General features: G+C 64.1%; 20 protein-coding genes. 13 read left to right on the top strand and 7 right to left on the bottom strand.

What is annotated here, in order from left to right; translation table 11 throughout:
- Nucleotides 1-96 precede the first annotated feature (96 nt).
- On the bottom strand, nucleotides 97-897 hold the full coding sequence (locus E4631_RS18825; protein ID WP_133659431.1) for a bifunctional 2-polyprenyl-6-hydroxyphenol methylase/3-demethylubiquinol 3-O-methyltransferase UbiG: 801 nt from the start codon (nucleotides 895-897) through the stop codon (nucleotides 97-99).
- A 218-nt stretch (nucleotides 898-1,115) separates the two neighbouring features.
- On the opposite strand from E4631_RS18825, the gene E4631_RS18820 reads away from it, so the two are divergent.
- The 7 genes from E4631_RS18820 to E4631_RS18790 all read left to right on the top strand — a co-directional run bounded on the left by E4631_RS18820 (nucleotide 1,116) and on the right by E4631_RS18790 (nucleotide 9,397).
- On the top strand, nucleotides 1,116-2,201 hold the full coding sequence (locus E4631_RS18820) for an aromatic amino acid lyase (protein WP_133659430.1): 1,086 nt from the start codon (nucleotides 1,116-1,118) through the stop codon (nucleotides 2,199-2,201).
- Between the two features lie 20 nt (nucleotides 2,202-2,221).
- On the top strand, nucleotides 2,222-4,237 hold the full coding sequence (locus tag E4631_RS18815) for a gliding motility-associated C-terminal domain-containing protein (RefSeq protein WP_133659429.1): 2,016 nt from the start codon (nucleotides 2,222-2,224) through the stop codon (nucleotides 4,235-4,237).
- Between the two features lie 145 nt (nucleotides 4,238-4,382).
- Nucleotides 4,383-6,098 (top strand): hypothetical protein, encoded by a 1,716-nt coding sequence (locus tag E4631_RS18810; protein WP_133659428.1) that lies wholly within the window; start codon nucleotides 4,383-4,385, stop codon nucleotides 6,096-6,098.
- Between the two features lie 177 nt (nucleotides 6,099-6,275).
- Nucleotides 6,276-6,917: a sulfite oxidase-like oxidoreductase gene (locus tag E4631_RS18805; protein ID WP_133659427.1), complete on the top strand. Its 642-nt coding sequence runs from the start codon at nucleotides 6,276-6,278 to the stop codon at nucleotides 6,915-6,917.
- Nucleotides 6,914-7,654, top strand: coding sequence for a ferredoxin reductase (locus E4631_RS18800; protein WP_133659426.1), 741 nt, complete (start codon nucleotides 6,914-6,916; stop codon nucleotides 7,652-7,654). Before E4631_RS18805 ends, E4631_RS18800 begins: the two co-directional genes overlap by 4 nt.
- A gap of 188 nt (nucleotides 7,655-7,842) precedes the next feature.
- On the top strand, nucleotides 7,843-8,181 hold the full coding sequence (locus tag E4631_RS18795) for a YbaB/EbfC family nucleoid-associated protein (RefSeq protein ID WP_133659425.1): 339 nt from the start codon (nucleotides 7,843-7,845) through the stop codon (nucleotides 8,179-8,181).
- Nucleotides 8,182-8,359: 178 nt separating this feature from the next.
- Nucleotides 8,360-9,397, top strand: coding sequence for a glycosyltransferase family 2 protein (locus E4631_RS18790; RefSeq protein WP_240735068.1), 1,038 nt, complete (start codon nucleotides 8,360-8,362; stop codon nucleotides 9,395-9,397).
- Nucleotides 9,398-9,451: 54 nt separating this feature from the next.
- Here E4631_RS18790 and E4631_RS18785 read toward each other — a convergent pair whose 3' ends face one another.
- Nucleotides 9,452-9,670, bottom strand: coding sequence for a PspC family transcriptional regulator (locus tag E4631_RS18785; protein WP_133659424.1), 219 nt, complete (start codon nucleotides 9,668-9,670; stop codon nucleotides 9,452-9,454).
- 143 nt (nucleotides 9,671-9,813) lie between these two features.
- Between E4631_RS18785 and E4631_RS18780 the strand changes: the two genes are divergently transcribed.
- Both E4631_RS18780 and E4631_RS18775 read left to right on the top strand, forming a co-directional pair.
- Nucleotides 9,814-11,637, top strand: a complete 1,824-nt coding sequence (locus E4631_RS18780) for a tetratricopeptide repeat protein (protein ID WP_133659423.1) — start codon at nucleotides 9,814-9,816, stop codon at nucleotides 11,635-11,637.
- Nucleotides 11,638-11,746: 109 nt separating this feature from the next.
- The gene (locus tag E4631_RS18775; RefSeq protein ID WP_133659422.1) at nucleotides 11,747-12,730 is read left to right on the top strand and encodes a pyruvate dehydrogenase complex E1 component subunit beta; all 984 of its coding nucleotides are present in this window, start codon (nucleotides 11,747-11,749) and stop codon (nucleotides 12,728-12,730) included.
- Nucleotides 12,731-12,866: 136 nt separating this feature from the next.
- On the opposite strand, the gene E4631_RS18770 is transcribed toward E4631_RS18775, so the two are convergent.
- The 5 genes from E4631_RS18770 to E4631_RS18750 form a co-directional block, all read right to left on the bottom strand.
- Nucleotides 12,867-13,277, bottom strand: coding sequence for a hypothetical protein (locus E4631_RS18770; protein WP_133659421.1), 411 nt, complete (start codon nucleotides 13,275-13,277; stop codon nucleotides 12,867-12,869).
- Between the two features lie 154 nt (nucleotides 13,278-13,431).
- Nucleotides 13,432-14,625: a hypothetical protein gene (locus E4631_RS18765; protein ID WP_133659420.1), complete on the bottom strand. Its 1,194-nt coding sequence runs from the start codon at nucleotides 14,623-14,625 to the stop codon at nucleotides 13,432-13,434.
- 128 nt (nucleotides 14,626-14,753) lie between these two features.
- The gene (locus E4631_RS18760) at nucleotides 14,754-16,061 is read right to left on the bottom strand and encodes an aspartyl protease family protein (protein WP_133659419.1); all 1,308 of its coding nucleotides are present in this window, start codon (nucleotides 16,059-16,061) and stop codon (nucleotides 14,754-14,756) included.
- Between the two features lie 149 nt (nucleotides 16,062-16,210).
- Nucleotides 16,211-17,281, bottom strand: coding sequence for an o-succinylbenzoate synthase (locus E4631_RS18755; protein ID WP_133659418.1), 1,071 nt, complete (start codon nucleotides 17,279-17,281; stop codon nucleotides 16,211-16,213).
- A 25-nt stretch (nucleotides 17,282-17,306) separates the two neighbouring features.
- Nucleotides 17,307-17,588: a KGG domain-containing protein gene (locus tag E4631_RS18750; protein ID WP_133659417.1), complete on the bottom strand. Its 282-nt coding sequence runs from the start codon at nucleotides 17,586-17,588 to the stop codon at nucleotides 17,307-17,309.
- A 270-nt stretch (nucleotides 17,589-17,858) separates the two neighbouring features.
- Between E4631_RS18750 and egtB the strand changes: the two genes are divergently transcribed.
- The 4 genes from egtB (at nucleotide 17,859) to E4631_RS18730 (ending at nucleotide 23,536) form a co-directional block, all read left to right on the top strand.
- On the top strand, nucleotides 17,859-19,205 hold the full coding sequence (gene egtB, locus E4631_RS18745) for an ergothioneine biosynthesis protein EgtB (protein WP_166648227.1): 1,347 nt from the start codon (nucleotides 17,859-17,861) through the stop codon (nucleotides 19,203-19,205).
- 163 nt (nucleotides 19,206-19,368) lie between these two features.
- Nucleotides 19,369-20,958, top strand: a complete 1,590-nt coding sequence (locus tag E4631_RS18740) for a hypothetical protein (protein ID WP_133659416.1) — start codon at nucleotides 19,369-19,371, stop codon at nucleotides 20,956-20,958.
- A gap of 189 nt (nucleotides 20,959-21,147) precedes the next feature.
- Nucleotides 21,148-22,212 carry a purine nucleoside permease gene (locus E4631_RS18735; RefSeq protein ID WP_133659415.1) on the top strand — a complete coding sequence of 355 codons (1,065 nt, stop codon included), beginning with the start codon at nucleotides 21,148-21,150 and terminating at the stop codon, nucleotides 22,210-22,212.
- Between the two features lie 31 nt (nucleotides 22,213-22,243).
- Entirely contained in the window at nucleotides 22,244-23,536 is a 1,293-nt protein-coding gene (locus tag E4631_RS18730) for an NCS2 family permease (protein ID WP_133659414.1), read from the top strand.
- The last annotated feature ends 10 nt before the right edge of the window (nucleotides 23,537-23,546 follow it).

Genomic DNA, 23,546 nt, shown 5'->3' with positions numbered 1-23,546 from the left:
TCAACCGTTAGGATTACTTACGCGGTAGAGATGCTTCGACAAGCGGACGCCAGATAAGCATAACGTTCTTATCAGTTCTTCACTGCGAAAACCTGCCTAGGGCTGGGGTTTTTGGGCCACGAGCCGCACCAGGCGCAGGTTTTGCTTGGTGAAGTCGGCGGGGGCGACGGGTTCTTCGTAGCGCACGATTTTCAGGCCCGCGCCGCTGTAGAGCCGGGGCAGCTCGTCGTGGTTGAAGAACACGCGGTAGTCGCCGTTAAGCACTTGCAGGTGCTGGGCGGCATCCATGTGAAAGGCTTCGAGCACCACCAGGCCGCCGGGCTTGAGGGCGCGCTGCACCCGCGCGGCATAGTCGCGGCCCCCGGCGTAGCTCAGCACGATGAGGTCCCACTTGTTCTGGCCCCAGTCGTAGGTAGCCATGTCGTGTATCTCGGTGGCGAGGGGCACGTGCAGCTGGTGGGCCCGCGCCTGAGCGAAGGCCAGGGCTTTTTCGGCAATATCCACGCCCGTGACCTGCCAGCCCAGCTGGGCCAGGTAGAGGGCATTGCGGCCTTCGCCCATATCGGCATCGAGGGCCGTGCCGGGGGGGAGGTCGCGCACCGTTTCGACCAGCAGCGCATTGGGTGCGTTGTTGAATACCCTGGTGCGCATGGTGGAGTCAGTGAGCAGGTAGTTCCAGCGCTGCCGGGTGTGCTCGGCCATTTCGCGCTGGTAAGCCGCTTTTTCGGCCGGCGTGGCTCCCGGCCGCAGCACCGGGTCAGGCCCCAGGCCCGGCACGGGGGGTAGGCTCCGCTTACCGGCGGGGGCTGGCTGCTGGGCATGGGCTGGGTGGGCGGCAAGCAGGCTAATCAGTAGCGCAAAGGTGCTGGCGGCCAGTAGTAGTGCAGTAGTTTTCATAGCAGCTGAGAGGTAGGAAAAGAGTGGCTTTTGGGCTGGCTGGGCGGCTAGGTAGCCCAACTAGTAAAAATAACAAAAAAGCGCTTCCTCACCAAAGAAAATTCTTCTGTCAGTCAATTACTTGCGCAGCCAAACTCCGCCCCAACCGCTTGCCACTGAATGTTCACGGGTGGCCTCGCCGCTACTTTTGGGCACTTCCACCTGCTACCCCCTGCCGGATGTCTACTCCTATGCTATCATTCGCGCAGCCCCTGACCCTGGCCGCACTGGCCGCTGCCCTCCGCAGCCACGAGCCGCAACGCCTGCCCGCTGAAACGGAAGCCCAGCTTCGGGCTCCCTACCCCCCCCAAGCCGCGCCAGCGGCCAGCCCGCCGCCGGGCCACTGGTTGCTGGCCCACGCCTGCGGCACCGGCCCCGAGGTGCCCCCAGAGCTGGTGCGCCGCCTGCTGCTGCTGCAAGCCTACGCCCTGAGCCAGGCACCTGCCGGCGCGCCCGTTGCCAAGCGCCTGCTCGACTTCTACAACCGCGAGGTGTGGCCGGTGGTGTATGAGCAGGGCACTGCCGAAACGCCCCTGGCGCACCTAAGCTTGCCGCTGCTGGGGCTGGGCGATGTCAATTACCAGGGCTACCGCCTGGCCGCGGCCGACGTGCTGGAGCTGCTTGGCTGGGCCCATTTAACCTTGCCGGAGCAGGAAGGCCAACAGGTGCTTGGGGGCGCGGCCTTTGCGCTGGCCTATGCCACCGAGGCGCTGGAGCGCGCTACCCACCTACTGCGCGCCAGCCTGATTATCGCTGGACTCAGTGCGGCGGTGGCGGCTGACATCAGCCCCGAGCTGGCCCACGTGGCGCAGGTGGTGGAGGCAGCCTGCAATGCCGGGGCCACTGCGCCGGCCGGGCAGCTGCCCCTGGCCCTCGGCCAATTGGCCCGCGCGGTGGCGGCAGCGGGCCAGGCCTCGGCCCAACGCACGAGCAACCTGCTGGCCACCGGGTCGGCGCCGGCTGGGCTGCTAGCTCTGCCAGGCGTGGCAGCCAGCCTGGCCGATTATAGCCAGCGGCTGAGCGACCCCGCCCCAGCGGCGCCCGACGTGCGCCGCGTGGTCGAAAACACCGAGCAGCTGCTGGGCATCGAGCTGCTGGCGGCGGCGCGGGTGTGGGCGCTGCGGCAGCCCGCGCACAGCAGCCCGGTGCTGGAGGCGATGGTGGCGGCGTTTGGCGGGGTAGTTAACTTCGCGGCTCCCGACCGGCTGCTGGCGCCCGACCTGCACCGCGCCGCCCGCTTTGTGCGGGAATACGAGTGGGCGTAAACTTGTCGTTAGCAGTGGGTATGAAACAGTTTTTTTCCTTGGTGCGGCGGCCCTGGCTGCTGGGGCTATTTATGCTGCTGGCGCTGCCGGGCTTGGTGGTGCCGGCCGCCGCGCAGTGCACCATCACTACGCCGCCCACGGGCTGCCCTACCCCCTTCGTGGCCATCGACGTCATTACCGGGCAGGAGGTGCAGGCGCTGTGCGTGGGCCGGGCCGTGCGCTTCGACCTGGGTTGCGGGCGCTCAGTGGCGACCAACCTGCTGTACTACAATGCGCTGCCGGGCACCAACGTAACGCCCGCCAACTGCGACTTTACGCCGGGCCGGCTGGCCGCCAACACGTTTACGCCCACGGCGGCTGGGGCCCTTACCGTGTCGGAACTGGCTAACCCCAGCGTGGCGGGCGGCACGGGCACGGTGTTCGTGCGCAATTTTCAGGTGTATGACAGCCCGGCGCCCAGCTTTACCCTGACGCCCTGCAACGGCCGGGTGAAGGTCAGCTTTGGCTCGAACCCCTATGACCAGTACTTCATCCGGGTGAATAACGGGGCCGTGGTGGGGCCGTTTGCGGCGGCTACCTCGCCTACCCTCACTGCGGCGGCCGGCAGCAGCGTGACCGTTATCGGGAGCTACCGCGCCAGCCTCATCTGCACGGGCCAGGCTACGCAGGCAGTACCGGCCTTGTCGGCCCAGCCGCTGGTACTGGCGCGGCTCACCGTGCAGGGCACGCTGCCCGGCCCGGTGGTGCTAGCTTTCAGTGGCTTCACCAATTATTATCAGAATTACATGCAAGTGGCTGATGCCGGCAACCCGACCCGGTTTCGGTCGATAGTGGGCCTCACGACTCCTACCAGCTACACGGCTTCGCTGGGGCAGCCGGGGCTGTATCGCATTGCCCGCTACGACGTGTGCGGTACCGATTCGGCCTTCTCGGTGCCGCTGCCGACCATTCAGCTGGCCGGCACCTCGGCCAATAACGTCAACAACCTGAGCTGGCAAACAGCCGGGCCGGTGGCGGGCTACACGCTGCTGCGCAACGGCACCGCGCTCACCACCCTACCCCCCTCGGCCACCACCTACGCCGATGCGGCCGTGGCCTGCGGCACCAGCTACACCTACGCGCTGCAAGCCACCGTGACGGGCGGCGGCCAGTCGATTTCCAACGATGCCGTGGTGCAGGCCGTGTCGGCCCTACCCCCCGCCGCGCCGCTGCTCAATGCCAGCTTCGACCTGCTGGGCCGGCTCACGCTCACGGCTACGACGGCCGCCGGGGCGGCGCTACCGGCGGGTGGGCAGCTGCTGTATAGCCGCCAGGGCGGGCCGGGCGCGCTCGACTTTGCGGCCGTGCCCACCGCTACCGATACCCTGCGCGACCCCGCCACCCTGACCCAGCTGCTGGCCGCGCCGCCCTGCTACACCGTGCGCCTGCAAGACGTGTGCGGCAACGGCTCGGCCCCTACCCCCCCCACCTGCCCCAGCCTGCTGGCGGTGACTGCCGCCGACCCCGACGGCCTCACGGCGCAGTTGAACTGGTCGGCGTTTCGGGGGCCGGGCAGCCCGGCGGTGGGCGCCACCTACCGGGTGCTCACGCTGGCCCCCGATGGCACGGTGCTGGCCACGTCGGCCCCGCTCACCGGCCTGAGCTACCTCGACCCTACCCCCCCTACCGACCGCCAGGTGCTGCGCTACCGCATCGAGGCCAGCGGGGCGGGCCTGCCGGCGGGCACCGTGAGCTACTCGAACGTGGCAACCCTCACGCGACAGCCGCGCTTGGTGGTGCCCAATGCGTTTACGCCCAACGGCGACGGCCTCAACGACGTGCTGGAGCTGAAGGGCCGCTACCTAAATGGCTTTTCCTTCGTAGTAATTGACAAGAATGGCCAGGAAGCCTTCCGCGCCACCGACCGCACCCAAACCTGGGATGGCACCATCCGGGGCCACGCGCCGGTGAACGGGGCCTACGTGTGGCGCCTCACCCTGCGCGACGAGGCGGGCCAGAATTTCAGCCAAACCGGCACCGTCACGATTTTAAAATAAGTATCCCTATTGTCATTGCGAGGAGGAACGACGAAGCAATCTTTCCTAATCGCTCACTTCATTGCGCCAACGACCAGAAAAGATTGCTTCGTCGTTCCTCCTCGCAATGACAAACGACTGTTAACCATCCATTAATCAAAACCCCATGCCCGACAACTCATTTGCTGCCACCTACCACCTGGGGCAGTACCAGGCCGAAATCGACGCCAAAATTCAGGCCCTCAACGACCAGGATTTTACTACCCGCTTCTGGCAGAAAGACGCCACCCTGTGGACTCAGAACGCCGAGGCGCAGCAGAGCATCCGCAGCTTTATGGGCTGGCTCGACAGCCCCGAGGTGCTGACCAAAGCCGTGGGCGAAATTGAGCAGTTTGTGCAGGAAGTGAAAGCGGCGGGCTTTCAGCACGTAGTAGTGATGGGCATGGGCGGCAGCACTATGGCCCCGATTGTGTTCGACCGCTCGTTTGAGCAGCAGGGCCTGCCGCTGTCCATTCTGGACACGACCGACCCCGGCACCGTGGCCGAGCTGGAAAAGTCGCTCCCCCTGGCGCACACGCTGTTTATCGTGGCCAGCAAGTCGGGCACTACGGCTGAGCCGCTGGCCTTCGGCGATTATTTCTATGACAAGCTGAAGGCGATTAAGGGCGACAAGGCGGGCGAGCATTTTGTGGCCATCACCGACCCTGGCTCCAAGTTTGTGGACCAGGCCACCAAGGAAGGCTTCCGCAAGATTTTCCTGAACTTCCCGGAAGTGGGCGGGCGCTTTTCAGCCCTCACGTACTTCGGCCTGGTGCCGGCGGCGCTCTACGGCATCAATATCAGCGCCATGCTGCACAGCGCCGTGGAGATGATGCACAACTGCGGCGCGCAGGGCCCGATGGCCGGCAACCCCGGCCTGGCGCTGGGCGCGGCGCTGGGCGTGCTGGCCCAGCAGGGCCGCGACAAGCTCACGCTCATTACCCCCGACTCGCTGAGCAGCCTGGGCCTGTGGCTGGAGCAGCTGCTGGCCGAAAGCACGGGCAAGGAAGGCAAAGGCATTTTGCCGGTGGCTGGCGAGCCGCTGGGCCGCCCCGATGAGTACGGCCAGGACCGCGTGTTTGTGTACGTGGGCTACGAGAACGTTGCCGACCAGGCAAACCTCGACAAGCTGACGGCGCTGGAGCAGGCCGGCCACCCGGTTATCATCACCCGCCTGCAGGAGGCCACGGACCTGGGCCGCGAGTTTTACCGTTGGGAAATTGCCACGTCCGTAGTAGGCATCGTACTGGGCATCAACCCCTTCGACCAGCCCAACGTGCAGGCCGCCAAAACGGCCACCGACAAGCTGATGAAAGAAGTGACCGAGAAGGGCCAGCTGCCCAGCTCGGGCCAGCCCGCCGCCACCCAGGATGGCGTGAGCTACTACGGCGACGTGACGGGCAAGGACGGCGCCGGCGTGCTGCAAGCATTTTTTCAGCAGGCCAAGCCCGGAGATTTTATGACCCTGCAAGCCTACCTGCACGAAACCGAGCAGCTCAACGGGCAGCTCGCCGATTTCCGCCAGCAGGTGCAGGACAAGCTGCGCATTGCCACTACCTCGGGCTACGGCCCGCGCTTCCTGCACTCGACCGGCCAGTACCACAAAGGCGGCCCCAACACCGGCCTATTCGTGCAGTTCACCGCCGACCACCCGCAGGACCTGCCGCTGCCCGGCCGCACCTACACCTTCGGCACGTTTGAGAATGCCCAGGCCCAGGGCGACCTGGAGGCCCTGCGCGACAACGGCCGCCGCGCCCTGCACATTCACCTGGGCCCCGACCCCGAAAAGAGCCTGCAAACCGTGCTCACGGCCCTCACTGCGGCCCTCAGCCACCTGGGGTAAGCAGTAGGCGGGCCGGCCTCAAATGCCGGCCTACCCCCCTGAACATCCTCAAGCTCAGCTTGGACAGCCGCGCAAACCGGCTGGCCAAGCTGAGCTTTTGGTTGCGGGTTAACTACTTTTAGGCCGCGCTGTTTCCTTATCGTTCAGCCGTTTGTCGGCTGGCTTTTTTCTCTGCTTATGGCTGATTTTTTTGTCAATAAAGGCTTTCGTCCCCGGCGCCAAAGCAACCCCCAGCTGCCGCCGGGCCAGTACGAAACCACCGATTTTCCGGTGCTGACGGCGGGCCCTACCCCCCGCATCGCACTCAGCCAGTGGGAGTTTCGGCTCGAAGGGCTGGTAGAAGAGCCCGTGAAGTGGAGCTGGGACGAGTTCAACAAGCTGCCGATGCAGGACTTCAACCCCGACATTCACTGCGTCACGAAGTGGTCGAAGTTCAACACTCGCTGGCGCGGCGTGAGCGTGGATACGCTGCTGGAGCACGTGCGCCTCAAGCCCGAGGCCCAGTTCGTGACCGAGTTCAGCTACGGCGGCTACACCACCAACCTGCCCCTAGCCGACCTGCGCGGCGGCAAGGGCTTCGTGGGGTTGCAGTTTGAGGGCGAGCCGCTAGCGCCCGAACACGGCGGCCCGGCCCGCCTGGTGGTGCCGCACCTGTATTTCTGGAAAAGCGCTAAATGGGTGCAGGGCCTGCGCTTCACGGCCCAGGACGAGCCCGGCTTCTGGGAGCGCGCCGGCTACAGCATGCGCGGCGACCCGTGGAAAGAGCAGCGCTACCTCGACGACGATGAGGACGCCGGCACCGGCGCTATTCGCCTATGAGCCGGCTCGACTGGCAGCAGGCCACGGTCACGGCCATTCGGCCAGAAACGCCGCGCGTGAAGACCTTCACGCTAGCGCTGCCGGCCTTCACGCCCCACCTGGCCGGCCAGCACTACGACCTGCGCCTCACGGCCGAGGGCGGCTACCAGGCCGAGCGCAGCTACTCCGTGGCCTCGCCGCCCGAGCAAACCGGCGAAATCGAGCTCACCGTGGAGCTGATTGCCGACGGCGAAGTATCGGGCTACTTGTTTGAAGGCGTGGCCGTGGGCGACTTGCTAGCGGTGCGCGGGCCCATCGGGGGCTACTTTGTGTGGCCCGGCGCGGCTGGCGCGGCCCCGCTGCTGCTTGTGGGCGGCGGCTCGGGCGTGGTGCCGCTCATGGCTATGCTGCGCCACCGGCAGCGGGTGGGGCTGCGCGTGCCGGCGCTGCTGCTGCTGGTAGTGCGCACGCCCGAAGACGCTATCTACCACGCCGAGCTAGAGGCGATGGCGCAGGCCGACCCCGCCTTCACGCTGGTGCTCAGCTACACCCGCCAGGCCCCGGCCGGCTGGGCCGGCTACCAGCGCCGCCCCGATGCTCCCATGCTGGCCGAGGTGCTGGCCCGCCTACCCCCCTCCCCGCAGTGCTACGTGTGCGGCCCCACCGGCCTGGTCGAAACCGTGGCCAACACCTTGCAGGCCAGCGGCCTACCCCCCACAGCCATTCTAACGGAGCGCTTTGGACCCACCGGCCGCTGAGCAGCCAGGCACTAACGGCGGTAGTTTTGCGGCGGCAGGTCACTTTTTACCGGTAGTGCTGGTTTAGTATCGGTAGGCTGGCTGCTGCGCTCGCTAGCAGCCTAGCTGCTTCGGGTAGGGCACAGCAAAACCGGCTCGTTATTTTTTATACATTCTTCCAACTACTTGGAAATAAAGACAATAAGATTATGGCATTTGACATGATGGGCATGATGGGTAAGGTGAAAGAGCTGCAAGACAAGATGCAGCAGGCCCAAGGGCAGCTCCAGCACATTACCGCCACCGGCGAGGCGGGCGGCGGCCTGGTAAAAGCTACTGCCAATGGCCACCGCACCCTCGTGAAGCTCGAAATTGACCCGTCGCTGCTCACGCCCGAGGACCGCGAGATGCTGCCCGACCTGGTGGTAGCGGCCGTGAACAAGGCATTGGAAACCGCCGGCGAAATGGCCAAAAGCGAGCTACAGCGCCAAACCAGCGGCCTGCTGCCCAACCTGCCCGGCCTGGACCTGAGTAATTTTGGCGGGTAGAAGTCAGGGCAGAATCGAAAGATAAAATAGAACGTCATGCTGAGCCTGTCGAAGCATCTCTACTACGCCGTTGGATTGGTAACCCCAGCGGCGTGGTAGAGATGCTTCGACAGGCTCAGCATGACGTTCTATTTTTGCACTGACAATCAACAAAAAATACTTACCAACCCACTCACTCTTGACCTGCGCCGACGTGGCCATTGTAATTCTCAATTACAACGGCGAGCATTTTTTGCGACAGTTTTTGCCAGCGGTGCTGGCGCATGCGGCCGGCGCGCGCGTGGTGGTGGCCGACAATGCCTCGACCGACGACTCGGTGCCGCTGCTGCGCCACGGCTTTCCGCAGGTCGAGGTGCTGGTTTTCGGTGAAAACCTGGGTTTTTGCGAGGGCTATAACCACGCCCTGGCCCAGCTCGACAGCCCGTTTTTTGTGCTGTTAAACTCTGATGTGGCCGTGCAGCCAGGCTGGCTGCCGCCGCTGCGGGCGCTGCTGGCTGGCAACCCACGCATTGCGGCGGTACAGCCCAAAATACTGGCCTACAGCGACCCTATCCTCTTCGAGCACGCCGGCGGCGGCGGCGGCTACCTCGACCGGCTGGCCTACCCCTTCTGCCGCGGCCGGCTCTTCGACACGCTCGAAACAGACCGGGGCCAGTACGACGACGCGCGGCCCGTGGCCTGGGCCAGCGGCGCCTGCTGCCTGGTGCGGGCCAGCACTTGGCGCGAGCTGGGTGGCCTGGAGCCCGCTTTTTTTGCTCACATGGAGGAAATCGATTTCTGCTGGCGCGCCCAAAACGCGGGCTACGAAGTGTGGTATGCGGGCGGCGCAAGCATAGTGCACCACGTGGGCGGCGGCACTTTGCCCAAATCGAGCCCGCGTAAAACCTACCTTAATTTTCGCAACGGGCTGGCGCTGCTTTACAAAAATGCCGCGCCGAGTGAGTTGGTGGGCGCTTTTGCCCTGCGTCTGCTGCTCGATTGGGTAGCTGGCCTGCGCTTTTTGCTGGGCCGCAACTGGCCCGAGGCGCAGGCGGTGGGTAGGGCGCACTGGCACTTTTTTCGGCAGCTCAGCTACTGGCGGCAGCGCCGCCGCCTGGCCCGGCCACATTTGCGCGTGAATGAGCGCGCGGGTACCTACGCGGGCAGCTTGGTGTGGGCGTACTTTGCCGGAGGCAAAAGGCACTTCTCCGATTTATACTCAAAAAAAAAGGGATAATACGCGGCACTTTGAGCTGCTTATTATCCCTCTTCAGCAAGAACTAAGCATTGATTATAAATCCCACACGGTGCTGCGCTGCTGGCGCCAGGCACGGCGGATATTTATCCAGAACACCCCGGCGAAATAGAGCACGATGGGTGAGCCAAAGGTGAAGAATGACGCGTACACAAACGAGAGCCGAATGCTGCGCGTACTAAAACCCCAGCGCTGCCCCAGCGCCGAGCACAATCCAAAGGACTGTGATTCGATAAAGTCGGTAAGGCGATGCATACAGGGAGTTTTGAGTGGCGCGTTGCAACTTTGCTGGGCTAATATACAACTTAATTAGCTGCCAACGTTACCCTTCTTCTTACGTTTAGGCACGGGTCGGGTTGCCATCTAACTCATTTTAGCCGCTGCCAATTTTTTTTCATTTGCGCTCATTTTCAATTATTAAGCCGGGGCTGGGGGTAAGCCTGTCGGGTCTGCTACTGGCCCTGCTCACCGGCTGCTCGCCCCTACCCGCCATGCTCAAGGCCGCCGAGGCGGGCCGCCGCGTGCGGGTAGAACCCACGCCGCTCACGGCCGTGGGCGAGTCGGTACCCTTTGAGGCCACGGCCAAAGCAGCCGCCAAACACCTGCACAAAGGGGCCGTGTACGAGGTGCTGCTGACATATCATTACGACCACGACCTGCGCCTCGACACGGTGGGCAGGCTCTCGTTTGCGCAGGGCGAGTTTACCTACGACGACTCGGTGAAGGGCCGGCTGGTGAGCCGCCGCCGCTTCACCATCGCCAACACGCCACAGCGCTCGCCGGGCCAGCTCATGGCCCGCGGCCAGGTGCGCGAGCTGAAGCCTCACGGCAAAGTGCTGACGGCTACTACCGAAACGCTGGTGGCGCGCGGCATTTCGGACCCCGCGCGCCGCGTGGTGCTCGAAGATACCCTGCTGGCGCTGCTGCCCGAGCACGCCAGCAACGTGATGAGCGGTACCCGTATCCTACCCCTGTATTTTGACCAGGGCCAGTGGTTTATCCGCTCGCACCTGGGCACCAACATTGCGGCGCTCGAAGACTTGATTGACGAGAACCAGCACACCCAGCGCGTGCTCATCGCGGCCGGCCACTCGCCCGACTCGACCGATGCCCATCAGCCGGCGCTGGCCAGCAAGCGCGTCAAGATGCTGCTTTACTACTACAAGCAGCGGGTGAAAGGCTTTTCGTATCTTAATAAGGTCGAGGATATTAAGTTCGACACCCTGGCCTACCGCCGCAGCTGGGAGCTGCTGCTCAACCAGGTGCAGCACTCGGTGCTGAAGCCCGCGCAGCAGGATTCGGTGGTGAGTATCATTAACGACACGCGCGGCACGTTTGCCCAGAAGGAAAAGGCGCTGCACAAGCTCAGCTACTTCGACTACCTCGAAGACTACATCTACCCCGTGTTGCGCTGGGGCACCGTGGCTGTGACCTACACCGCACCGCAGCGCTACGACTCGGAGGTGTATATTCTGAGCAAGAAAATTCTGGCCAAGGAAGCTGACCTCGACGCCCTCACGCCCGAGGAGCTGCGCTACTCGGCCACCCTTACCCCCCTGCTGGCCGAGAAGCAGCGCATTTATGAGCTGGCCGCCGCCAGCACGGCCCGCTGGGAGGCGTTTTACAACCTGGGCACGGTGCTGGCCCTGCGCGCCGAAAAGGAATCGAGCCTGCGCGTACAGCAGAACTACTACCACCGGGCGGCCGTCAACTTCACACTGGCGGCCCACCGCCACCCCACGGCCGAGCTGTTTTACCGCGCGGCCTCGGCCCACCACCACGCCCAGGAGCGCCTGGAGGCCTTGCAGGACTACGACTACGCCATTAAGCTGGGCGGCGACCGGGACATTTTGCGCAAGGTTTTTTCGGACAAAGCCGCGCTGGAAATTCAGGTGGGCCAGCCCGAGCAGGCGCTCACCAGCCTGCGCCTGGCCGGCCCCAGCTACCAGAACTACCTGAACCAAGGCCTGCTGCTGGTGCAGCGTGGCGCCTACGATGCGGCGGCGGCCCAGTATCACTTGGCCCTTGACCTGCGCCCGCAGGCAGCCGCCCCGCACTACGGCCTAGCCGTGGCCGCCGCCCGCCGCCACGACGAAGCCACGATGGCCGATGAGCTGCAAAAGGCCGTTCGCCTCGACCACGACCTGGCCACCCAGGCCACCGAGGACCTGGAGTTTCAGGACTATGTGCAACGGCCTGCCTTCCGGGATGCGCTGAAGTAGCGCGGACTTTGTAGTCCGCACCTATGCCATCCGCACTAATCGTTCGGGCGCGGACTACAAAGTCCGCGCTACTACGCCTTAACTTTACCCCGTTAACTTATTCTAACAGATGCGTACTATTCAATTCCGCGAGGCCCTGCGTGAGGCCATGAGCGAAGAAATGCGCCGCGACCCGTCGGTGTTCCTGATGGGCGAGGAAGTGGCCGAGTACAACGGCGCCTACAAGGTGAGCCAGGGAATGCTCGACGAGTTTGGCCCTGAGCGCGTGATTGATACGCCGATTGCCGAGCTGGGCTTTGCTGGCATCGGGGTAGGCGCGGCGGCCAATGGCCTCAAGCCGATTATCGAGTTCATGACCTTCAACTTCTCGTTGGTGGCTATTGACCAGGTGATTAACTCGGCGGCCAAGATTTACTCGATGTCGGGCGGGCAGTACTCGTGCCCTATCGTGTTTCGCGGGCCCACCGGCAACGCGGGCATGCTCTCGTCGCAGCACTCGCAGAACTTTGAGAACTGGTTCGCCAACTGCCCCGGCCTGAAAGTGGTAGTGCCTTCGAACCCCTACGACGCCAAGGGCCTGCTGAAGGCCGCCATTCGCGACCCCGACCCAGTGATTTTCATGGAGTCGGAGCTGATGTACGGCGACAAGGGCGAGGTACCCGAGGAAGAATACATTCTCGAAATTGGCAGGGCCAACGTGGTGCGCGAGGGCAAGGACGTAACGCTAGTGAGCTTCGGCAAAATGATGAAGCTGCTCTACACCGCTGCCGACGAGCTGGCCAAGGAGGGCATCAATGCCGAAGTAATCGACCTGCGCTCGGTGCGCCCCATCGACTACGATACGCTCATCAACTCGGTGAAGAAAACCAACCGCATGGTGGTGATTGAGGAAGCCTGGCCGCTGGCCAGCATCTCGGGCGAGCTGGCCTACATGGTGCAGCGCCGCGCCTTCGACTACCTCGACGCGCCGGTTATCCGCATCACCTGTGCCGACGTGCCGCTGCCCTATGCCCCTACCCTCATCGAAGCGTCGCTGCCCAACGTGGCCCGCATCCTGAAGGCGGTGAAGGAAGTTACTTACGCCAAAGCCTAGTGTAAAACGGAGTGGCACTCCGTTTGTCGCCCGCGCAAATCGGGCAACGACAAACGGAGTACCACTCCGTTTTACAACCTAAAGAGGGTCCTGCTGCACCACGCAGCGGGACCCTTTTTAGTTACTTACTTTTCAGCTACTCAGCCGCCTGGGCGCTGGCTTCGGCTGCTTTTTTAGGGGCAGCTTTTTTGGCCGCACCGGCCTTGGCGGCGGCTTTCTTCACGGTGCCGGCGGCCTGGGCGGTGGCGCTGGTGGCGGGCTTTTTGGCGGCGGCTTTGGCCTTGGCGGGGGGGGTAGGCTTTTTCTTGGCTTCGGGGGTGAGGCCGACGCGGGTTTTCAGGTCTTCGGTGAGGCCTTTGAACTGCTTTTCGAGGTCGGTGCGCTTGGCTTCGCTGCTTTTCAGCAGGTCATCCACGATTTTCTTGCCTTCCTGCTCCGATATCTTGCTCTCTTTCACCAGCTTCTCGATAGCGCTCTGCATGGCTTTATTGCCCTGCGACAGGAAGCCGACGCCGGTATTGATGAATTTCTTAAACAGGTCGTCCATGAGTGAAACGGGGAAATGGATGAGATGAAAAAATAGATTTTAAGGAGCAAAAATGGCGGCCTGGCCTGCCGTCAGCCCCAAACTTACCTACGCTGCTTCAGATACTTAGCGCTTGTACGCAGCTTTCAGTAATTGGTATGGTTGAGGTTGGGCGCTAGCGGCCGGTGGGGGCGGCCCTGTCCCGCGCCAGGCGGCTCAGCTTGTTGTCGCGGTAGCCTTTCATGGCCAGCGGAATCCAGCCCAGCACCGGGATGAAGTAGGCCAGCACCAGCGGATTGCGCCACAGCAGCTTCCAGAACGTGCCGGGCCGGTCGAGGTGCATGTTGAAATCGCGCTCACCGTTTTTCACGTAGCGGCGCTCAAACTCGGTGAAGGCCGCGGGCCAGGCGAAGGGTAGGAAGAACGGAAAATAGCGGCGGTTTTCCTTCATGCGCTGCCACAGCTCGCGCCAGCGGTAGGGGTGCTGGCCGTGGGCGGCCACGGCGGCATCCATCTCCACCTGCATGCGCTGGCGGATTTGCTCCGAAATAGCCAGCAGCTCGTCGCGGCTCAGCTCGTCGTGCTTTTTGGTAGTGAGGTCGGTGGGCCGGATGCGGGTGCCCATCACGTAGGTGAGCTGGGCGGGCAGGGCCAGGTAGAAGGCCCAGGGCTGCACAATGACGAGCAGCAGCAGCAGCGTGAGGGGCAAAAACGGGATGCCGATTTTCTTGGTCAGCCGGTTTATCCACTCAAAGCTGTAGGCGTAGGGGTTGAGGTACTCGGCGTTGATGGTGTAGAAGGGCATGATGTCGGTACCGTGCATCAGGCTCAGCCGCAGCATACTGGTAGCCAGCCGCTGGAGCTGGTACTTGCGGTTGAAGCCCTTGCCGATGCCCGGCACGCCCTCGGGGTAGAGCATGAGGTTGTGCTCCTGGTAGTACATCATGGTTTCGAAATTGAGCGTGGTAGCATCGACGCTGCCGCACTTTTTCCAGAAATCCGTGATGAGGTAGGGGTTCATCAGCTTGGTAGCCGAGAGCATGGGCGCCGACAGCGGCCGGGGCAAATCGCGCAGGTGGCCGCGGGTATTCATCAGGTAGCGCCACAGGTGCGAGAGCGAGATAATGGCGTCCCAGGGGAAGGCCATACCCGAGTGGTTGGAGGCAAAAATCAGCGGCCGGTCCGGGTTGTTGCGCTGGGGGTAGGGCTCGAAGCCCACCAGCCGCGACCGAAACCACACGCGGTCGAGCAGCTGCAGGATGTTCTCGTCCAGGGTCTGGGTGAACTCCTCGTGGAAGTGGTCGCGGTAAATGTGCTGGTTGGCCCGAATGAGCGGCGGGGGTAAGGTATCGGGAGCAACGGCAGACATGGCCGACAAATGTAGGGGTAGGTTGTCATTGCGAGCCTGCGAAGCAATCGCACCGAGGCGATACCCGCACGACTCGTTCGAAAGCGATTGCTTCGCAGGCTCGCCATGACAACCGGCACCGGCTACTGCTAAATCTGGCGCTTGAGCCGGATGCTGGCCGTGTGCAGCTCGCCATCGTGGCGGCGCAGCAGCAGCAGCAGCACCCGGCCATCCTGCGAGTGCAGCATGTGGCTCAGGTCGGTGAGCGAGAAGACATTGATAGGCAGAAAATTGACACTTATCAGCTCCTCGCCCTCGGCAATGCCGGCCGTAGCCGCCGGCGAGCCGGGCACCACGCGCTGCACCAGGTAGCGGCGGTAATTGGGGCCGGTGGCCAGCAGGTCGAGGCCGCACATATCGTGCTCGAAGGGCTCGCGCATGGCGGCCGTGGGGCGCAGCAGCAGCTGGTGGTGGGGGTAGTCGATGACGGTGGTGAAGCGCTTGAGCACCTCGTAGCCCATGCTGCCGTTGCGCAGGCGCTCGGTGCCGCTCAGGCGCTCGTGCACCTGCATCGAATCGGGAAAGGACGTGAGTACCTGGGGCAGGTGGTAGTGGCCCAGTTGCATAGTCGCCACCCGCCCCAATGAGCCGCTGATGAGCCCCGTGAGGCCCCGGCCCAGGTCGGTGCGCAAGCGGGTGGCGGGCAGGTGCAGGCGCAGGTCGGAGGTGGTTTCGAGGCTGAGCGCATGGCCCGCGCCGGTATCGAGCAGCAGGCGCAGCGGCAGCGCCACGGCATCGGGGGTGGCGGGCTGCTGCTGCACCAGCACCGTGATGTAGGCCTTGTCGCGGTCGAGCAGCAGCGGCAGGCGGGCCCAGCGCCGGCCACGGGGCGCGCGGTAGTCGGTGGGGGTAGTGAGCACCAGCTCATGCTGCTCGGGGCGAATAGTGACCACGAAGGAGCGAAAGAGGTCGGCCCCGATAATGCCGTGAATCGGCATACCCACGTAGCCGGATAAGTCGAGCACGTCGCTGCTGAGCAGCAGCCAGGTCAGTCCCGGCGCCTCGGCGCGGCCGGCCAGATTTACGCGCACGTTGTTGACCTCGTAGGCGCGCAGGCCGCTGTCGGTGCCGCCCACGCCCAGCAGCTTGTATTCGGAGCCGCGCGCCAGGTGCAGCGAATCGGCTATGGAAGGGTCGGTGAGCAGGCTGGTGCCCACGCCAGTATCGAGCAGGAAGTTGTAGGGCCCGCGCCCATTGAGGCGGGCCGCCACGATTATCAGGTTGCGCTGCGTGAAAAAAGGCAGCCGCACCTTGTGCCGGCCAGCCCGGCTGATAACAAATGCCACCGACGGGGTTTGGGCCTGCCCTACCCCTACTTGGAGCAGTAGACCCAGCCCCAGCACCAGCCAGCCCACCCGCAGGCCAGCTACCCAACCCAACAACGTAAAAACTTGCATAGCACCCGGCAGCTTTAACCAGTGAAAGGTTAAATATACAACCGGTTAGCGAATTTTCGCAAGGGGTATAGAGTAAGTTTTAGCTTGCCGCCAACGGGTTGAAAGCAGCTAAATTTTTGCCGAATATTTCCCATTCGGCAGGCTAAAGCCTACCCTACGCTGGCCCAGGTGCCGGCGGGGTCGTAGTGCAGCATTCCGGCCTGAATGTGCAGCGGCGCGGCCAGGTTATTATCGTACAGCTGGCCGGTGCCGAGGCCTTGGGCAAAGCCGGCCACATCGTACTCGCCCGTAAGCTGGGCCACGGCATTGAGGCCGATATTGGATTCCAGGGCCGAGGTTATCCACCAGCCGATGCCGCGGGCTTCGGCCAGGGCAATCCAGCGGCGGGTGGCGGCGTGGCCACCCAGCAACGTGGGCTTGAGCACCACGTAGGGCGGGCGCACACGGTCAAGCAACTCCTCCTGCCGGGCGGGGTCGGTGAGGCCAATAAGCTCCTCGTCCAAGGCCACGGGCACCGGCGACTCGCGGCACACCTGCGCCAGCGCCGGCCACTGCCCGGCCGCAATGGGCTGCTCGATGCTGTGCAGGTCGAAACGCGCCAGCGCGGCCAGCTTGACCGGAGCCTCGGCGGGCGAGAAGGCGCCGTTGGCGTCGACGCGCAGCATCAGGCGCGAGGCGTCGGCCTCGGCCCGAATTTCGGCCAGCAACGCCAGCTCGGTTTCAAAATCCAGGCTACCGATTTTCACTTTCAGGCAGGCGTAGCCGGAGGCCAGCTTTTGCCTGATTTGCTCGCGCATAAAGGCCGCGTCGCCCATCCAGACCAGGCCATTTATCGGCAAGCCGGCCCGGCCCTGACTAAAGTCGTTGGCATAGAGCTGGTGCCTACCCCCCCCTCCCAGGTCGAGAGCGGCCGTTTCGAGGGCAAAGCGCAAGGCCGGCAGCGTGGCGGACACCAGTGCCGCCGCAGCCTCGGCCGGCAGCTCCAAGTGCTTCGACTCGTTGAACTGCCGGCAAAAAGCAGCCACTGCGCCTTCAAAATCGGGGCTGTAATCGGGACTGAGGCCCGCCAGCGGTGCCGCTTCGCCCCAGCCCACGAGGTTAGGCTGGCGCGCATCGTGCAGCCGCAGGTAGTAGGCCACGTGCTCGGTAAGCGCCCCGCGCGAGGTACGCGCCGGGAAGTTGAAGTGCAGCGCCCGCCGCTGGTAAGAAAGTGTTAGCATGGGCGCAAAGGTGCTACCCAGGCGCCTATTTAGGGTCCGAGTCGGTTTTTTTGGGACCGCGGCGGCTTATTTGGCCGCCTTTGCGGCCGGCGGCGCGGGCTTCTTCGGCCGAGAAGCGGTGGCCGCGGCCACTCTCGTGCGAGGCGCGGCCGCCTTCGCTGGCAATGCGCCGCTGCTGCTCGGGCGACATGGCCGCGAAGCCGCGACGGCTTTTTTCGCCAATGCGCCGGGCGGGGCGCTTGGGCACGTGGGGGGGGGTAGGCGACACGGAAACTTGCAGGCTTGGGCTTAGGCTACTCGTACTCATTTAAGGGGAGAATTTGTTAGCTAAAAATTTCTGAAAATGGCCTGGCAAATGCGCCAGTGTGTATTGGCAAATGCAAACCCAGTTAGTAAGGGAGAAATTCCACCAGTCCGAAAATTTTCCGCGCTATTTTCGTTAGCCGCCGCCTGCTGCGTTACTGCGCGCTGATGAGCCGACATTTTGCGAAGCGGCCCAAGGGGCCGGCGGCCGCAACCCAGGGCGGCATCTGGCAGTTACATCAGCACTTTAGTGCTTAGCTGATTTTCTTCGTCTATGAATTTTGCGTCCCTACCCTACCCCCCTGCGGCCCCCGCGCTGCAAGCGGCGCTGCCGGCCCACTACCAGGCCGTGCGCGCCCAGTCGGTGGCCCTGGTGCAGCCGCTGCTGCCCGAAGACACGGTGGTGCAGCCCTCGCTCGACGTGAGCCCGCCCAAGTGGCACCTGGCCCACACCACCTGGTTTTGGGAAACGATGCTGCTTCAGCGCTTTGCGCCCGGCTACGAGGTGTACGACCCGCAGTACGCCTACCTATTCAACTCGTACTACAACTCGCTGGGCTCCCGCGTAAACCGGGCCGACCGGGGCACGCTCTCGCGCCCGCCGCTGGCCGATGTGCACCGCTACCGCGCCTACGTGGATGAGCACATGGCTGCGCTGCTGGCCCGCCTGCCCGAGCTGCCCGCCGCCGCCACCGAGCTGGTTGAGCTTGGCCTGCACCACGAGCAGCAGCACCAGGAGCTGCTGGCCACCGATATCAAGTATATTCTGAGCACCAACCCGCTGGCGCCAGGCTACTTAAGCAATGAACAGTTAACAGTGAGCAGTGAGCAATTAGCAGCAGGCAATTGTTCACTGCTCACTGTTAACTATTCACTGAGCGCAGCGTCCTGGCTGGCAGTTCCGGGCGGTATTTATGCCATTGGGCATCAGCAGGAAGGGTTTTCGTTTGATAATGAGCTGCCGGTGCACGAGGTGCTGGTGGCGCCGTTTGAGCTGCAAAATCGGCTCGTGACGAACGGCGATTTTCTGCAGTTTATCGAGGCGGGCGGCTACCAGCAGTTTCAGTTCTGGCTGGGCGAGGGCTGGGATTTGGTAAACCAGCAGGGCTGGAAAATGCCGCTCTATTGGTCGCAAACCGCTGAGGGCCAATGGCAGCGCTACGGCCCTACCGGCCTGGCGCCGCTCAACCTGGCGGCGCCCGCCTCGCACCTCAGCTTTTACGAAGCCGATGCCTACGCGCAATGGGCCGGCGCCCGCCTGCCCACCGAGGCTGAGTGGGAGGTGGCGGCCCGCCACTTCGGCGCCACGCCCACGGGCGGCAACTGGCTCGAAAGCGGCCACTTCGACCCCCTACCCCTGCCCGCCGATGCCGACCCCACCCAGTGCCACCAGCTGCTCGGCGACTGCTGGGAGTGGACCTATTCGGCCTACCATCCCTACCCTGGCTACCAGCGCGCGGCCGGCCCGCTGGGCGAGTACAACGGCAAGTTTATGGTCAACCAACTGGTGCTGCGCGGCGGCTCGTGCGCCACGCCCGAGAGCCATATCCGCCTCACCTACCGCAACTTCTTCCACGCCGATAAGCGCTGGCAGTTCACGGGCTTGCGCCTGGCGCGGTAGGCCCGCGGTGGCCAGTTGAGAGTCCGCCTGGCGGCGCGCGCTGCGGCGGGCAGCGCCGGGCGGACACAATTTGGTAACATGTGAGGCTTGTATTCCTTGGTGGGGCGGTAGTAGGTTGCCGGTTCAACTACTTGCTTACCGCAGCTTTTTTGCGTTTACTTGAATGGACAATTTGCTGCCCACCCAACTATTCGCCAAAGCCAGCCGAGCAGCTAATTTACTCAGCAAAAGCACGATAATCTGGGTACTGACTGGGTTGCTGCTGGGCGGCGCGGTGGGCTGCACGCGGCGCGAGGCGGCCCAGCACCGCCCGCCGGCTACCTACGCGCAGCAGCTGCGCCGCCTGGAGCAGGCCGACAGTGTGCGCAACTTCAGCTCGGGGCTGCGGCTCTCGGCGGCCGAAGCGCGGGCCGACCTGCGCCTGCGGGCCCTGCGCGAGCAGCTGCAGGCGCACTACGACTCCATCCATTTCTTCCCGCCGGCCCGCAATTTTTACCGCTGGCGGCGGCAGATGTACGCCACCCGGCTTTACAGCCTGCTGAAAACCATGCCCAAGGGCGGCGTGCACCACCTGCACCCCAGCGCGGGGGGTAGCCCCTGGTGGATAGTGCAGCGCGCCCTACGCGAGCCGCATTGCTACGTGTACTGGGCGGCTGATAATGGGCGATTCATCAAGGGTGAGCTGCGTTTTTTTCGGCCAGCCGAGGTGCCCGCGGGCTTCCGGCCAGCGGCGGTGCTGGGCCGCACGGTGCCGGGTTTTCCGGCCCAGCTGCACGCGCTGCTGACGTTCAACGAAAGCATCAGCCGCGACTCGGTGAACATCTGGCAGAAGTTTGAGCAGTGCTTCCAGCGGATGAACGGCTTCACGAATTACCAGCCAATATTTGAAGACCTGGCCACCGCTACCCTCGATTCGATGGCCGCCGATGGAGTGCAGCACGTGGAGCTGCGCACCGGCCTCAGCGGCAGCCTCTACGACCTGGCGCACCCGGCGGGCTCGTTTCCAGCCGACTCCATTGTGCGCTACTACCAGCGGGCGGCGCGGCGGGTGCGGGCACACCAGCCAGCCTTCACCTTCCGGCTCATCTATGCCGACCTGCGCTTCAAATCGACGGCCCTGATTGCGCGCAGCATGCGGCAGGCCTTCGCGCTGCACCAGCGCTACCCCGACGTGGTGGCGGCCTTCGACCTGGTGGCCCACGAGGATGCCGGCCACCCCACCCGCTACTTCCAGGAGGTGTGGCAACTGCGCGACTCGCTGGCGGCGGCTACCGGCACGCAGCTACCGCTATGCCTGCACGACGGCGAGAGCACCTGGCAGCACGTGCCCAACGTGTACGACGCGGCGGTGCTGGGCAGCACCCGTATCGGCCACGGCTTCAACCTGGCGTTTTTCCCGGCGGCCGAGGACCTCGTGCGCCAGCAGCATATTTGCATAGAAGTCAGCCCCTTGAGCAACCAGCTGCTCGACTACGTGGGCGACCTGCGCATGCACCCGGCCCACACCTGGATTCGGCGCGGCGTGCAGGTGTCCATCAGCTCCGACGACCCCGGCATCTTCGACTACGTGGGCGTGACGCCCGACTACTGGGCCGTTTTCCTGGCCTGGGAGCTGGACTTGCGCGACTTGAAACAGCTCTCCCTCAATGGGATAAACTACAGCTACCTCACCGCCGCCGAGAAGCAGCGCGCCCTGGCCAGCTGGCAGCCGCAATGGGACGCATTTGTGGCCCGGCTCAATGGGGAGGGGTAGGGAGCTAATAGATTATAGAAGAACGCCTTGAAAAAGAACGTCATGCTGAGCTTGTCGAAGCATCTTGGTCGCCTCGTTGAAAGGCTCATATGAAGCGGTAGAGATGCTTCGACAAGCTCAGCATGACGTTCTTTTAAGTTGATTTGCACGCTCCCCTACCCCCCTCTTTCACCTCAAAAGCCCTCGAATATGACGCACCGTTTTACCTTATTACTACTAACCATCCTGCTGCCGCTGCTGGGCGCGGCGCAGGCCACCAAGCCCATCCCAGTGCGCGTAGTGGTGGTGACGATGTTTGAGCGCGGCGAGGACACGGGCGACACGCCGGGCGAGTTTCAGTACTGGGTCGAGCGCCTACCCCTGGCCCAGACCATTGCCTTCCCGCAGGGCTACCGGGCGCTGCGCTATAACCCCGAAAAGCAGGTGCTGGGCATTTGCACCGGCATGGGCACGGCCCGCTCGGCGGCCTCCATCATGGCCCTGGGCATGGACCCGCGCTTCGACCTGACCAAGGCCTACTGGCTGGTGGCGGGCATTGCGGGCATCGACCCGGCCGATGGCAGCACGGGCTCGGCCGCGTGGGCCGAGTGGCTGGTAGATGGCGACCTGGCCCATGAAATCGACCCCCGCGAGGCGCCCCCGGAATGGACGACCGGCTACCTGCCCCTCAGCAAAACCAAGCCCTATCAGGAGCCTGCCCGCGCCGGCGACTACAACAACGCCCTGCACCTGAACCCCGGCCTGGTGCACTGGGCCTACGGCCTAACCAAGGACCTGCAACTGCTCGATAATGAGAAAATTAAGGCAGCCCGCCAGGCCTACACGCAGTACCCCGCCGCCCGCCAGCCGCCCCGCGTGATGATGGGCGACCACCTGGCCGCCATGACCTACTGGCACGGCGCGCTCCTCAACCAGTGGGCCAACGACTGGGTGAAATACTGGACCCAGGGCCAGGGCAACTTCGTGACCTCGGCCATGGAAGACACCGGCACGGGGCAGTCGCTGCAGTTTCTGGGCCGGGCGGGACGGGTCGATTTCAGCCGGTTTCTGGTGCTGCGGGCGGCCAGCAACTTCACCATGCAGCACCCCGGCAGCACGGCCATTCAGAGCCTGGCCGGCGAGGAGCACGGCCAGGATAAGGGCTACTCGGCCTACCTGCCCGCCCTCGACGCGGCCTACCGCACGGGCGCCACGGTAGTCAATCGCTTGGTGGCCGACTGGCCCACCTACCGCGACAAGCTGCCCGGCAACTGACCGTAGCTTTCCTACCCCCTACTTTTTCGCTATGCCTTCGCTTGCCGGTTTTTTTCGCTTTCAGGAACACCGTACTACCCTGCGCACCGAGCTGGTCGCGGGCCTCACTACCTACCTCACGATGGCCTACATCGTGTTTGTGGTGCCGGCCACGCTGGGAGCGGCCGGCATGGACCAGGGCGCCCTCATTGCCGTGACGTGCCTGGTAGCGGCGCTGTCGTCGGCCCTGATGGGGGTAGGGGCCAACGTGCCGGTGGCCCTGGCGCCGGGCCTGGGCATGAGCGCCTTTTTCACCTACACGCTGGTGCTCACCAAGGGCGTGCCGTGGCCGGTGGCGCTGGGCATCGGGTTTTGGGCGGGCGTGCTGTTTCTGGTACTCAGCCTGCTGGGCGCGCGCGAGAAGCTGGTGGAGGCCATTCCGCCGGCCATTGTCACGGCCATTCCGGTGGGCATTGGGCTGTTTTTGCTGTTTATCGGGCTGCGCAATATGGGCGTGGTGGTGGCCAACCCGGCCACGCTGGTGGGGCTGGGCAAGTTTACGCCGCCGGTGGTTATCAGCGTGGTGGGGCTTTTTGTGACGCTGGCTTTGCTCATTCGGCAGGTGCAGGGAGCCATCCTCATCGGCATTGTGGTGGCCACGGTGCTGGCGGCCGGGGCGGGGCTGGTGGCGGCCCCTACCCAGCTCTTTACCAGCAGCCTGCGGCTGGCGCCGGTGGTCTTCAAGCTCGACCCGCTGGGCGCGCTGAAATGGAGCCTCATCGGGCCGATTTTCGCGCTGTTTTACATCAATATGTTTGACTCGCTGGGCACGTTGGTGGCCTGCGCGGGCGAGGCCGGCCTGCGCCAGCCCGACGGCAAAATCCGGGGCCTGGGCCGCATGCTGAACATCGACGCGGTGGCCGCCATTGTGAGCAGCCTGCTGGGCACCTCGCCCAGCACGGCCTACATCGAGTCGGCCACCGGCATTGCGGCGGGCGGGCGCACGGGCCTCACGGCCGTGACTACGGCGCTGCTCTTTGTGGGCTCGCTGGCCATTATTCCGCTCATCAAAGTGGTGCCGGCCTACGCCACGGCGCCCGCGCTGGTCATCGTGGGCCTGCTGATGATTAGCCAGGTGCGCCACCTCGATTTCAGCAAGTATGAAGACTACGTGCCCGCGCTGTTCACCATGCTACTGATGCCGTTCAGCTTTTCCATTGCCACGGGCATGGCCTGCGGGTTTTTGTCGTGGGGCATCATCCGGCTGCTGTTGCTGCGCTTCCGCGACATCAGCGCCGTGATGTACGTGATACTGGCGCTCTCGCTGGTGAGTTTGCTGCTGTGAGGGGGGGGTA

It is taken from the genome of Hymenobacter sp. UV11 (assembly GCF_004684095.1).
In the GTDB taxonomy this organism is placed as follows: Bacteria; Bacteroidota; Bacteroidia; order Cytophagales; family Hymenobacteraceae; genus Hymenobacter.
Note: the sequence above shows the minus strand (reverse complement) of the source record. Positions and strands in the feature narration are given on the sequence as shown.